General features: G+C 58.0%; 10 protein-coding genes and 1 pseudogene. 8 read left to right on the top strand and 3 right to left on the bottom strand.

The window, feature by feature from the left end:
- The first annotated feature begins 300 nt into the window (after positions 1 to 300).
- Positions 301 to 657 (top strand): annotated as a pseudogene (locus CUJ84_RS39125) (acyl-homoserine-lactone synthase).
- 612 nt (positions 658 to 1269) lie between these two features.
- On the top strand, positions 1270 to 1416 hold the full coding sequence (locus CUJ84_RS36480; protein WP_003552150.1) for a DUF1127 domain-containing protein: 147 nt from the start codon (positions 1270 to 1272) through the stop codon (positions 1414 to 1416).
- 515 nt (positions 1417 to 1931) lie between these two features.
- Here the strand turns inward: CUJ84_RS36480 and cysE are convergent.
- On the bottom strand, positions 1932 to 2780 hold the full coding sequence (gene cysE / locus CUJ84_RS36475; RefSeq protein WP_018247044.1) for a serine O-acetyltransferase: 849 nt from the start codon (positions 2778 to 2780) through the stop codon (positions 1932 to 1934).
- 372 nt (positions 2781 to 3152) lie between these two features.
- Between cysE and CUJ84_RS36470 the strand changes: the two genes are divergently transcribed.
- Positions 3153 to 4517: an FAD/NAD(P)-binding protein gene (locus tag CUJ84_RS36470; RefSeq protein WP_105010279.1), complete on the top strand. Its 1365-nt coding sequence runs from the start codon at positions 3153 to 3155 to the stop codon at positions 4515 to 4517.
- Positions 4518 to 4718: 201 nt separating this feature from the next.
- Here the strand turns inward: CUJ84_RS36470 and CUJ84_RS36465 are convergent, their stop codons facing one another.
- The gene (locus CUJ84_RS36465; protein ID WP_105010278.1) at positions 4719 to 5648 is read right to left on the bottom strand and encodes a TauD/TfdA dioxygenase family protein; all 930 of its coding nucleotides are present in this window, start codon (positions 5646 to 5648) and stop codon (positions 4719 to 4721) included.
- 322 nt (positions 5649 to 5970) lie between these two features.
- Here CUJ84_RS36465 and CUJ84_RS36460 point away from each other — a divergent pair, with 322 nt between their 5' ends.
- On the top strand, positions 5971 to 6237 hold the full coding sequence (locus CUJ84_RS36460) for a WGR domain-containing protein (RefSeq protein WP_199788900.1): 267 nt from the start codon (positions 5971 to 5973) through the stop codon (positions 6235 to 6237).
- A gap of 302 nt (positions 6238 to 6539) precedes the next feature.
- On the opposite strand, the gene CUJ84_RS36455 is transcribed toward CUJ84_RS36460, so the two are convergent.
- Entirely contained in the window at positions 6540 to 6980 is a 441-nt protein-coding gene (locus CUJ84_RS36455) for an RbsD/FucU family protein (RefSeq protein ID WP_105010276.1), read from the bottom strand.
- 199 nt (positions 6981 to 7179) lie between these two features.
- Between CUJ84_RS36455 and CUJ84_RS36450 the strand changes: the two genes are divergently transcribed.
- From CUJ84_RS36450 to CUJ84_RS36435, 4 genes are read left to right on the top strand one after another with little or no spacing between them, the layout of a single operon-like run.
- A complete protein-coding gene (locus CUJ84_RS36450) occupies positions 7180 to 8178 on the top strand; it encodes a LacI family DNA-binding transcriptional regulator (protein ID WP_105010275.1) in 999 nt (332 codons plus the stop codon).
- The gene (locus CUJ84_RS36445) at positions 8175 to 9692 is read left to right on the top strand and encodes a sugar ABC transporter ATP-binding protein (protein ID WP_105010274.1); all 1518 of its coding nucleotides are present in this window, start codon (positions 8175 to 8177) and stop codon (positions 9690 to 9692) included. Before CUJ84_RS36450 ends, CUJ84_RS36445 begins: the two co-directional genes overlap by 4 nt.
- Positions 9692 to 10735, top strand: a complete 1044-nt coding sequence (locus CUJ84_RS36440) for an ABC transporter permease (protein ID WP_018247080.1) — start codon at positions 9692 to 9694, stop codon at positions 10733 to 10735. The genes CUJ84_RS36445 and CUJ84_RS36440 overlap by 1 nt, the downstream gene beginning before the upstream one ends.
- A 53-nt stretch (positions 10736 to 10788) precedes the next feature.
- Positions 10789 to 11778, top strand: coding sequence for a substrate-binding domain-containing protein (locus tag CUJ84_RS36435; RefSeq protein ID WP_105010273.1), 990 nt, complete (start codon positions 10789 to 10791; stop codon positions 11776 to 11778).
- The last annotated feature ends 493 nt before the right edge of the window (positions 11779 to 12271 follow it).

The raw sequence follows: 12271 nt of genomic DNA, 5'->3' as shown, positions 1-12271 counted from the left end.
TTTCACCTCGCGACGGTTTTTCAGTGATCATCGCGCATTTTCCGTCGCAAAGGTTGCAGTTATCGCCTGAGTCGTCAAACGTTCTTTGGTTAACGAAAACTTAATAAACAGCTTGCTGCCGGTAAAGGGATCCAACGCTTTTCCATATTTTTCAAAAACTTAAAGATATAGCTTGTCGCTCAGCCCGTGTTTTTTACCCGCACTTTGCAGGTGGCGGTCTGATGTGCACGGAGCGCTTCGGTGCGAAAAAGGCCGCGCCTTGAGCCGCCAAGACGAGCGACTCGCAGATTTGCGACTGGAATGAACCCGCCTCTTTCCGCACATCGAGATCCGCACACCAGCACAATTGCGGAGGGGATCATGCTGATAGCAATCCAGACGCCGACGTCGAGCAAGAACGCAGCGCTTCTCGATCAAATGTACCGCCTCCGGGCGCACATCTTCGCGGACCGGCTCGCCTGGAACGTCTCCAGATCCAATGGTCGGTAGCGCGATCAATTCGACGAAATCGAACCAACCTGTATTCTTGCCTTATCGGATAGGGATAGTGATGTGGTGATTGGCTGCGCACGGCTGCTGCCCGCCATTGGCCCTACCATACTGGTGCAGGTCTTCCCGCAGCTCCTTCGACAGGACGGCTCGACGCACATCCGTTGATGATCGAAAGTTCGCGCTTCTGCGCCAATCGGGCGTCCCCGTGAAGCCGGGGAGGGGGCTTTGCACGACGTCACGTTCGGCATGTTTGCAGGATCTATGATCTCCTCGTAAGGCATGCCGTAGCTGTTGACTACAAGCGTTTCTGCTCGAAGAGGGGTGGACAGGATTGCTATCCTGATCGCTGAAAGCAGAATCCGGCTTTGCTTGCTCCCATAGCGTTGCCTCGCTATCAGCGTCGTTGCCATGGGAATGGTGAATGGTTGGCAGGCAGGGCCCAAGAATGATCGTCGAAGATTATTGCCCCGCGGCTATTAATCGAGAGGGCGGCCTTCGACGGGCAGGGTCCTCGTCCGTTCCTCTGAAGCTGCCAAATCCGCATGTTCCATCAGCCGAAATCACGGAGCTGCAATTCGACTAGTTCAAGATCGTCTCCAGCCTTAAAAACATGCATTTCGCGCAAAAAAGAAACAGCCCATGCGTCTGTCGCATAGCTGAGGTGAGAGATTGTCGCTGTTTTAAACCGATTGAACCGCCTATATTCCAATCATCGAAACGACGCCGGAGCCAAGCAAGGTTGCTGACGTCAGACAGCCCTCAGGAAAGGGGATTATCATGAACGTAGCACGCTCTTTCAACAACTGGCGCAAGTTCCGTCAGACCGTCACCGAACTCGGCCGCATGTCCAGCCGTGAACTGCAGGACCTCGGCATCGACCGCGCTGATATTCGCAGCGTTGCCCGCGCATCGATCGCGCGCTAACCGCACAGCACTTGGTATTTAATACTGCTTGACGCCCGCTCCTGACGCGGGCGTTTTTGCGTCGAACGCCATGACTGCGGTCGGTTGCGTCCTCGTTCGTATGGAAAGCTTTCCGGCTTGTATTTCTTGCATAGCTGCAGTGCAGCATAAGACATTGGCACCATCTATGGTCGGTGTATGATGAGACCCATCGAAGCAATGCACCTCCTCCCGCAAAGCTTCGACTTTCAGACGGCCCACTCCTCCTCCCAAGGGACGTCTGTCGGAACAGCGGCACTCCTCCTCCCAGTCGCTGTTCAGTTTTCAGAAAGCCTGCCGCACCTCCTCCCGCGGCAGGCTTTTTTGTTTTCGGAGCCTTGTCCCTGGACAGGTTGAGATCGAGTTGCCACCGCCCTTCGGTCGCATCGTCGGCAGACCGATCGTGGCCGCGCAGGATGAGCCACCCGAACACTTGCCAGCGCCAGCGCGGCAAAGGGCGCGCGCCGGGGCAAGCAGATAGCTCGCACTGCGCCGCGTTAGATCGTATACTCCGGTTCAGACAAGGTCTGGTCCATCGTAATGCCGGGGAGGTTGAAGTGGCGCTTGCCCACCTGCCTCGCCGGAATGCCTGCTACCGATGTGTAGGCTGTAACAGCATTTATGACCACGCTGCCTGCACCTACCTTGGCGCCGACGCCAATTTCGATGTTGCCGAGAATCTTTGCTCCCGCTCCGATAAGAGCGCCGCGTCGTACCTTGGGGTGCCGGTCGCCGGTTTCCTTGCCCGTCCCTCCCAATGTAACATTCTGGAGTATCGAGACGTCGTCTTCGACGACCGCAGTCTCGCCGATGACCAGGCCGCTCCCGTGATCGAGCATGATGCTCTTCCCCATCTTTGCGGCGGGATGAATGTCGACGCCGAAAACTTCAGAAATTCGGCTCTGGATGTGGCGCGCCAGATGGAGGCGGTCATGATGCCAAAGCCAGTGGGCGACCCGTTGTCCCTGCAAAGCCACAAAGCCTTTGAAATAAAGGAATGGCGTCAGGATTTCCGTGTTCGATGGATCGCGTTCCTTGATCGCCGTCAGGTCGGCGGCGGCATCGGCGACAATATTGCGATTGCCGACGAACGCCTGCGCAATCACCGCCAGCAGTTCGTCATGGTCGAGGTCGTGATTGGCCAGTTTGATCGCGACGCGCTGAGCGAGCGCCTGGGCGAAACTCGCATGATAAAGCACCGCGGAATTCATGGCGCGTGTGAGTGCTGCATCCTTGGCCGAAGCGTTGACGGCCTCCGCGCAAAGAGCTTCCCAGATTGCGGCAACCTGAGGCGAGGGGGATGGCTCGGTCGACAGATTGCTCAAGCTGACCAGTGGAACCGTCATGCTAGCTTCCTTCTGCATGCGGGATGTCGCGACATCCCGCATGCAGACGTTAGGTTAATCTGGCCGGCGATAGATGGTCTAAAATTACTTGGATCTTTGCCGCCGCTCTAAAATTCCTCTCTTTTTTCGCAGGAACTGGGAAATTATTTCCAAGTCGCTGCATCGCCCGTCAGCCGCGCTCCGGAATGCGTGAAGCCGGCAGCCGGAAGGGAGGCCAAGGCCCGCCAGACGCCAAACCATGCAGTCATCGTTCCAAGTCGAATAGTGCTTGCGTTCGAGATATGATTTTCTATTATTTTGGTAGAGAATTATGCGACTGGTCGGGTCTATCGGATGTAGACCCGACCGATCCAACGCAGAAGGAGCCGATGAATGACTCTTCTCTCGTCACGTTCTTCGATTTCGGAGAGCCAGGATGCGGACCATCTCACAAGGATTGCGATTGTCGGCCGAGGCTTCACGGGGATCATGACCGCAATCGCTCTTTTCAAAAGAGTTGATAGGCCTTTCCATCTGGTGATGTTCGATCCACGAGCAAAGATAGATATCGGGGAGGGCATAAGTCAGCCCGCGTCGACGGTGCTGACCAGCCGCGTTCGCGACCTTTCCGTTGATCCCCGACTGCCGGATGATTTTCGTCGATGGCTGGAAACGGATGACACGTGGCGCGATCGCCTGATCTCGGATCCTGCCGGTCTCGAAAACTCCTTTGTGCCCGGAGAAATCTTCAGCGCCTATGTGTATAAACGCTTCTCCGAAGCCCTGACCGATCGGCCTGATGTCATCGTGCAATTTGGCTCGGAAGCGGTCACGGCGATCGATAGGCATCTGGACGGAGGATATTCCGTTTTCCTTGGAGCTGATCAGCGAACCCGCTTTGACGCGGTGTTTCTCGCGACGGGTTACGGGATGCGTGAAAATTCGGACGCGGCTCCTGCCAGTGAAACGCAAAACGCTGTCGTGATCGGCGGCGGCATCCACGCGGTCGACAGGGCGCTCGGCTTGCTGGCAGACTCGAAGATTTCCCATGTCACATTGATCTCGGAGTCGGGCTTTCTGCCTCAGTCGCATGCTCCCGCCGCCGTTGGATCTGTTGTCACGGACCAACCTATGCCGGGGACGCTGCGCGGCACGTTCCGTTTCCTGCGTGAGGCCGCCGCCAAAGCCGATCTGGAAGGTTCGGGATGGCAAGGCATTATGAACGGCTTTCGTTCACGTGCGAGAGATCTCTGGGCAGGACTGACGCCGGAAGAGCGGGCACGGTTCAAACGCCACGTGAAGGCCATTTACGACAGTCATCGCAACCGCTTGCCGCCTGAGCACTATCAGCGCCTGCACCATGCGATCGCCAGCGGCGCGATCGCCGTTAGGAAGGGAAAAGTAAATTGTATCGCCACAAACGGCGTGCTGTTTTCGGCGCCGGCCGGGCTCGAGGTCCTTCCCGCGGATCTGACGATAGATTGCCGCTTCCGGCCGTCCGGGACCGATAGCCCGCTCGTTCGCTCGCTTATCGTTGCGGGTCTGGCAACGCGTGACGAACTCGAGATCGGTATCGTCGTAGACGAATGCGGGCGGACCAAGGCGAGCGCGCTACATGGGCTGTTCGCGATGGGACCGCTCGGCCTGGGCAGCCTTCCGGATATCGATCTGGTGCCTCAGATCGTCTTGCAAAGCCATGCGGCAGCGTCGCTGCTCAACAGAGTGGCTAAAGGCGCAGCACGTCGTCAAAGCCTTTGACGACGTGTGAGAGTTATTGTCCCAACCTGTGAATGGATGGCTACAGCCGCCCAAAGCTGCATCGCCGCGCTGGGCGATGCAGTGGGTCGGGAATGGGGTGCCATCAGGTTGTTCGCGACGCCTGGATGACTGTCGGTGTCGCAAGCGGCGGCAAGCACCGCGCGATATAAAGCTGCTTGGTCGTCCCTGGTCCGGCCGCGCTCACGCGGCCTTTGCTTTCGGCTTGGCGGCCTTGACGTGGGTTACGCTGCGGCGGCCGTCGACGCTGACAGGGACGTCGCCGTCAACGGTTGCGCGGCGCACGACCCGGTGCTGGTCGCCGTAGTCGTTGACAGCATAGTGCTGGGTCGCGCGATTATCCCAGATCGCGACATCCCCGGCTCTCCAACGCCAGCGCACGGTATTTTCCGGGGCGGTAACGTAGGACTGGAACACCTCGTAGAGTTTCGCGGAGTCGCTCTTCGACAAGCCGACCAGACGCTGAACGAAATTGCCGAGCAGCAGCGATCTTTCGCCGGTTTCGGGATGGACACGCACGACTGGATGCTCGGTCTCGTAGATGGTCGAGGTGAAAACCTCCTCGAAATGCTTCTTCTCTTCAGCGGTGGCACGAGGGCGCACGGCTGCGTAGTCATAGGCATTGCTGTGAACGGCCCATAAATTGTCCGCCAGCAATTTGAGCGATGCTGGCAGACTTTCGTATGCGGCATGGGTGTTTGACCAGATCGTATCACCTCCAGCTGCCGGAATGACGACGCCGCGAAGGACCGAGAATTTAGGATAGGCATCCACGAAGGTGACATCGGTGTGCCACTGGTCCGCCCTGCCGCCGCCGCGGCTGGAATCGAGATTGAGGATGGAGGCCGTGCCGGTCACCGGACCCTGGGTCGGATGAGGCACAAGGTCGCCCAGGCGGCGTGCGAAGGCTTCCTGTTGGGAATCGTCAAGATGTTCCTGGTCGCGGAAGAAGACAACTTTGTGTTTCAGGAGAAGCTGGTTGATGGCCGCCACCGTTGCGTCCGAAAGGTCTCCGCCGAGGCGAATACCCCTGATTTCGGCTCCGACGCGGCCGGTCAGCGGCACGACATCGGACTCGAGGATGATCTGATTGACGAGAACTGGATTGCTCATGGAAACCTCCTGGCTGATCTTGGAAGAAGACGGCAAGTCACCTGCGCCCAACGAAGCATCCGCCGGGCGTTCGAAAATCTCATTGTTAAAATCGACAGGGCTATGGAACGATATAATATATAAAATCCATAGACAAAATTTTCTAATTTTGCCCGCTTGCCCGAAACAGCTGCCTCCACCACTCTCCGGTCGCACCGCGACTAGAACCGAGCGCCGACGGCAGCCTCCCCAAGTACCATCCTTCACGGAAATGAATCAGTCGCATGTGATTGATTCAAATGTGTCGTTGGACGTCGCCGTCCCGTTTGACGATGATGCCAACATGTCTGTGCAGCCCTACCACCTCTATATCGAACGAGCGGATCCGGCGAAGAACATGGCGCGCTATTACGCCATAGAGATTGGACAGACGCTGTTTGGAGAGCCCTGCCTGACGCGGCGATGGGGACGGATCGGCAAGCGTGGGCAGGAAAAGCACCATGTCTTCGAACGGGAGGAGGAAGCCGTTCGACTGTTCCTCGAACTGGTGAAACAAAAACGTGCTCGCGGCTACCGACCGAAAACAACTGTCCGGTATTTGCGGGGCTGACCCAGTTCATCTTCTTTCCTTCATAGCCGAAGCGAGAGTGCCCCGAAGCCGCCCCGAATGGATGTTTGTGTCAGCAGTTCGGTCCCGCCTGAGCGGGCTCTCAGTCGCGGTTGGGGGGACCAGATCAGCTGGTAGCCGTCCTCGGAGGGGTTTGTCGATCCGGGCGAGCAGACCCTAATGTTGAGCGCCAGCGTGCGGATCGAGCCGGAGAAGCCGCTATCGGTGCCGGTCGGACCGCACCTGAAGAGGCCGCAATGCAGTCAAGAGTGGCAAGTCGCAGATTTGTTAGTAGGAGAGAACCCTCAGACCACGCCCTTCTTAAGGATGAAGTTCCCGTAGGCGCGCGATTCAGCCGTCTGAATGACTGCAAACGATCGCATCGCGATGGGATAGTACGCAAACCTTTCGACAGCTTGGCTCGCTATCGAACGCCCCTCTGCCTCACTGCAAACGGCGAGGACGTCTTTGTGTACTTCCAGCAACTCACCTGGCGCGTCGACGGCCTCCATGTGCATCAGAGGCGTTTCACCGAACGTGTCCAAGGGCATCATCTGAAGGATCCCGCGGACTGCAGTCGGTGCATCGACACCCTCCAAGATGAGAAGCTTTCCGCTCGTGGTTTGGGTCGCCACACGAAAGCCGGAGAAGTTTCGATCCACGATTGCCAGTTCGTCGCCGTGACCCATGGAGGCCATGACCCACAGCATGTCGGCCGTAATGAACGGCGGCACACCCTTCAGCATGGCATCTCCCTCCCAAGAGATTTCACCGACAAGAACGATGAACGATTAGCAGAAAAAAACGATTGCGCAAACGTTTCGATGGCGCTAGCGTGACCACATTAGCGGATCCTGGGAGAGCCTCTGGAGGTTGGAATTCCGCTTGGGAGGATAGTTTGAAAAACCTGTTTGTTGCGCTGCTGGCGAGAGCTGGAGTGCGCTCATGACGACTATTTCCGAGGTGGCAAAGGCGGCCGGGGTCTCAGTCTCCACGGTTTCGCACGTTCTCAATAAGACGCGCTACGTCTCGCCCGAGAAGGTCAAGCTCGTCATCGAGTCCGTGGAGGCGATCGGATACATCCCCAATACAGTCGCTCGATCGCTCAAACTGTCATCGACGGGTACCGTCGGCCTCGCGATTTCCGCGATTTCAAACCCTTACTTCAGTGACATTATCTGCGCGATTGAAGCCGAGTGTTCCAAACGAGGCTTGATCGTGTTCCTCTGTGACACGCAGGATGATCCGGTCCGGGAGCTGGAACTGGTCCAGCATCTGCATCAGCGCCGAGTCGACGGGATTATACTTGCGCCTTCGGGCGATCCTCAAAAGGCGCTGGACTATCTCATCCGGTCCGACCTTCCCTGTGTGCTTGTTGACAGGCTGTCCGACAACCGTTTCGACCAGGTCGGGACGGATAACGTCGCCGCAATACGAACGCTCGTCGATCATCTCGTGACGCTGCATCATCGACGGGTTGGGATCATTCTCGGTCAACCCGGCTTTGCGACGACTGTGGAGCGCGCAAAGGCCTTCCGCGCAGCGATGACCGAGAAGGGAATAGAGGTAGAGGACAATTTAATCAGCGACGGCAATCGCAGCACCGCCGACGCCACTGCTTCGACGCACCGTTTGCTGGAGCTGAAGGAGCCGCCGACAGCGATTCTTGCTTCGAACAATCTGGCGATGATCGGGGCTATGAGAGCAATCCGGGAACGGAAGCTGCGTGTTCCCGCGGACATTTCCGTACTTGGGATCGATGATTTCGAATGGGCAGATTATTTCGAACCGCGCCTGACGCTGATGGCCCAGCCTTGCGATGAGATTGGCAGGAAGGCGGCGGACTTGCTGATCGAGCGGATAGGCAACAAGCGCCGCCCCCGCGAGACCATTCGACTGTCGCCGGTTTTGCGGGTGCGTGAATCGTGTGGAGAAGCAGCATGAGCCACGTCGTTCTTTCAGCGAAAGGTGTCGTCAAGCGCTTCGGCGGCGTTCAGGCGCTTCGTGGCGTGGATTTCGAACTAAAGGTTGGCGAAATCCATGCGCTGCTTGGTGAAAACGGTGCAGGAAAATCGACGTTGATGAACCTGTTGTCCGGTGTGAATACGCCGGACGAGGGAGAGATCTTCATCGACGGCAAACCCGCACGATTTCACAGCCCGCGTGATGCACAAGCAGCGGGAATCGCAACGATCTTCCAGGAGCTAGACCTCGTTCCGAGCCTGACCGTGGCCGCCAATCTCTTTCTCGGGCGCGAGCTTGTCCATCGGCATGGCATGCTCGATGGCAAGGCGATGCTGCAAGAGGCGCGCAAAAGACTGGAAGCGATCGACCGATCGATCGATCCCACCCAGTTCGTCAGTGAGCTTTCGATCGGCCAGCGCCAGGTCGTCGCCATCGTCAAGGCGCTTTCCTACGCATCGAGAGCCCTCATCATGGATGAGCCGACGGCTGCCTTGACCGTTGGCGAAGTGGATCGATTGTTCGACATCATGCGTGGCCTGGCATCCTCGGGCGTTGGCATCGTCTATATCTCGCATCGTCTTGAGGAAGTCCCGCAGATCGCTCACCGCGTAACGGTCATGCGCGACGGCAAGGTGGCTGGCGTCACCAAACCGGATGCTCCGCAGGCCGAACTGGTGCAGCTTCTCGTCGGACGTCCTTTGAACGAGCTTTATCCGCGCCGCGCACATAGTGTTGGTGACGTGCTCCTGCGGATGCGGCAGGCTTCTTTCCGCCCACATCGCGTGTCGCCCGGGTGGCAGGCGCCAATCAAAGTCGATCTCGATGTTCGTAGCGGCGAAATCGTCGGGCTCGCGGGTGTTATGGGGGCGGGTCGAACCGAGCTCTTGAGCGCACTCTACGGAACAGGCGTGCCGGGCCAATGGCATGGGGACATCACGATTGGTGGCAGACCGACCAGGCTCAAATCGATCGCGGCCGCTCGCAGGGCAGGACTGGCATTCGTAACCGATGACCGGCGTGGAGCCGGTCTCATGTTGCGTATGTCTGTAGGTCTCAATCTGGTGATGTCGATCATCCGCTGGATATCACCAAGGGGCTTTATGTCGGCGCGACGCCAAGAGGATGCGATCAAAAGTTCTTTCGGCCAATTCGACATCCGTCCCAAGAATCCCGGCATCGCGGTCGGGGCACTTTCGGGGGGAAATCAACAGAAAGTCGTCCTCGCAAAGGAAGTGCTGGGAAATCCGCGCTTGTTGCTTCTCGACGAGCCGACGCGTGGCGTCGACGTCGGCGCAAAGGGGGAAATCTACGCCCGCTTGCGCAAACTTGCCTCAGAGGGATTGGGCATTCTTGTCGCTTCGAGCGAGATGCCCGAGCTGATCGGCCTGTGCGATCGAATAGTAGTTTTGCGCAACGGCAGCAGCGTTGCTGAGTTTTCTGGCGGCGTCGACGAACACGAAGTCCTGGCGGCCGCCAACGGGAGGGAGGCCTGATGTCCGAACAGCAAATTACATCCAATCCAGCCATTCAGCCCGCCAAGCGGATGGATCCGCTCGCGGTGTTGGTCCGCTTCCAAAGCTTGATCGGCCTCATACTCGTCTTCGCCGGGGGCATCATTTTCTCACCGCGTCGGCATGGTGTCATCCTGTTCATTCAACCCGACAACATCGCCAACATCGTCCGCGCGGTGTCCGAAACTGGCATCATCGCGATCGGAATGACGTTCGTGATCATCACGGCCGGAATTGATCTCTCGGTCGGGGCGACACTTGGTCTTGCGAGCGTGGTAACAGCAACATTGATGGTCTCAGGCGGTTTTGGGCTGATCACGACGGTGCTGGCAGTGCTGCTGATGGGCATTTGCTTCGGGTTGGTCCAGGGAGCGATCTCAAGCAAGTTTCGACTTGAAGCGTTTATCGTGACTCTTGCCGGTCTACAGGCAGCTCGCGGGCTTGCACTTGTTGTGTCGGACAATCAGTACATCAATATCTCTTATGGTGATGGTCCTGGGCTCGCTCCGCCCATCTTTGCCATTCTGGGCGGCCGGTTATTCGGCAACGTCGTTCCCGTGGCTACGATCGTCTTCTTGATCTTTGCCTGCATCGCCACGCTGGTGCTGAACACGACCCGATTCGGCCGTTACGTCTATGCCGTCGGCGGAAACGAGCGTGCCGCCCGCATCTCAGGTGTTCCGGTCTCGGCAATCAAGATCGCCGTTTACGCCATTACCGGCTTTGCATCCGCGCTTGCTGGCATCGTCCATGCCGGGCAATTCAACTTTGGGAGTGCCAATGATGGAACCGGATATGAATTGACGGCCATCGCGGCTGTCGTCATCGGCGGAACCAGCCTGTTTGGTGGGTCGGGTTCAATGGTCGGAACAATCGCCGGTACGATCATGCTCGGCGCTTTGGCCAATATATTGCAGCTGAACAATATCACGCCAGCGATGCAGTTGCTTGCCACAGCGGCAATTATCGTTCTGGCGGCAGTCCTTCAATCCCTCGTTCGTCGCCGCGAAGGATTGGGCAGGTAGTGTGGCGGCATCACCCGGAAGGTGGATCCGGGATCAATGTGGAGGAGAAAGTAATGACACAGAATGCACTTCGACTGTCGCATGCCGGGCGCATGGCACTCCTGGCCGGCTCATGCCTTGCTATTGCCAGCGTGGCTCACGCTGCCGATCCGCTGGTGAAGGCTTGCGCCAAGGATGGCGAGTTCGTCATCGGCTTCTCGCAGGCCAATAATGCGGAGCCTTATCGCCAGCACGTCAACGATGAACTAGAGGCAGCCGCCAAGGCAGTCCCGCAGTTCACGCTGCAGATCGCTGACGGCGCGGGCAACGTCAACACCCAGACATCGCAGGTCGACAATTTCATCACCCAAAAGGTTGACCTTCTGTTGATCTCGCCTTTCGAGGCGGCTCCGCTAACGCCCGCCGTCAAGCGGGCAATGGACGCGGGTATCCCGGTCGTCGAACTTGACCGCAAGACGAACGGTGAGGCTGGCAAGGACTACACAGCTTTCATCGGAGGAGACAACTACAAAATCGCGCTGGCCGCCGGCGAATATACGAGCAAGACGCTTCTGCCGGACGGCGGCGAGGCGGCCGTGCTGCAGGGACTGCCTAGTTCCACACCGGCCGTCGAACGGCTCAATGGCTTCAAGGATGGTGTGAAAGCCAACTCCAAGATCCAGATCGTGGCAGAACAAGCGGCAGACTGGTTGCCGGATAAAGCGCAGACCGCGTTCGCCGCCATGCTGCAGGCTCATCCTGATATCAAGATGGTCTATGCCAGCAACGACATGATGGCGGCGGGTGCGCTACTTGCTGCGAAGGGTGCCGGTAAGAGCGTGAAGATCATCGGGACCGATGGCTTGCCCGGTCCGGCAGGCGGGATCGAGGCAGTCGCAAAGGGCGACTGGTCAGCGACCTTCACATATCCGACAGGAGCCAAAGAGGCGGTCGACATGGCCAAGTCGATATTGCTGGACTGCGCATCGTCGGTGCCAGCGACAGTAACGGTCGATACCACCGCCATTACGCCCGATAACGCGAAGCAGATGATGGGTAAGTAAAGCTCCAGACTCAACCCGGCCGGACGCGTCCGTCCAGCCGGGTTGAACCATATCAATCGGTTGGCGCGTCTGACCGAGTCGTCGCGTCACTCGACCAGTTGGTCGAAAATATCAGCGGCAGCCGGCCCAAGTCTTCTTAAGGCACCGCGGGGCTGATGAGGCACCAGCCGTGACAGAATGTCAGGTACGAGTTGGGCCAAGATCGCGAAACTGAAAAATCAAACCCGAAAACGTCACCGAACATTGATGACTCAAAGCGCTGGAAAGCCGCTAGCCCGATCGCATGCTATGTGGCAGAAGGCGTCTGGACGAAGTTTGCTGGTCATCACCGACGATGTTACCGACCAAGTATTGGTTGGCGAAGTCAAAACAGGTAAGTGTAGCAATCCGTCGACTCGCGTTCTGGGCGTCTCGGTCTCCTGCCATGTGGCAGCTTCGCGGACTGATCGGATCATTGGCCATTCGAGGCTAGAACACTCCATGAAAGGACTTT

The sequence above is a fragment of the Rhizobium leguminosarum genome (assembly GCF_002953715.1).
GTDB classification, from domain to species: Bacteria; Pseudomonadota; Alphaproteobacteria; order Rhizobiales; family Rhizobiaceae; genus Rhizobium; species Rhizobium leguminosarum_V.
Note: the sequence above shows the minus strand (reverse complement) of the source record. Positions and strands in the feature narration are given on the sequence as shown.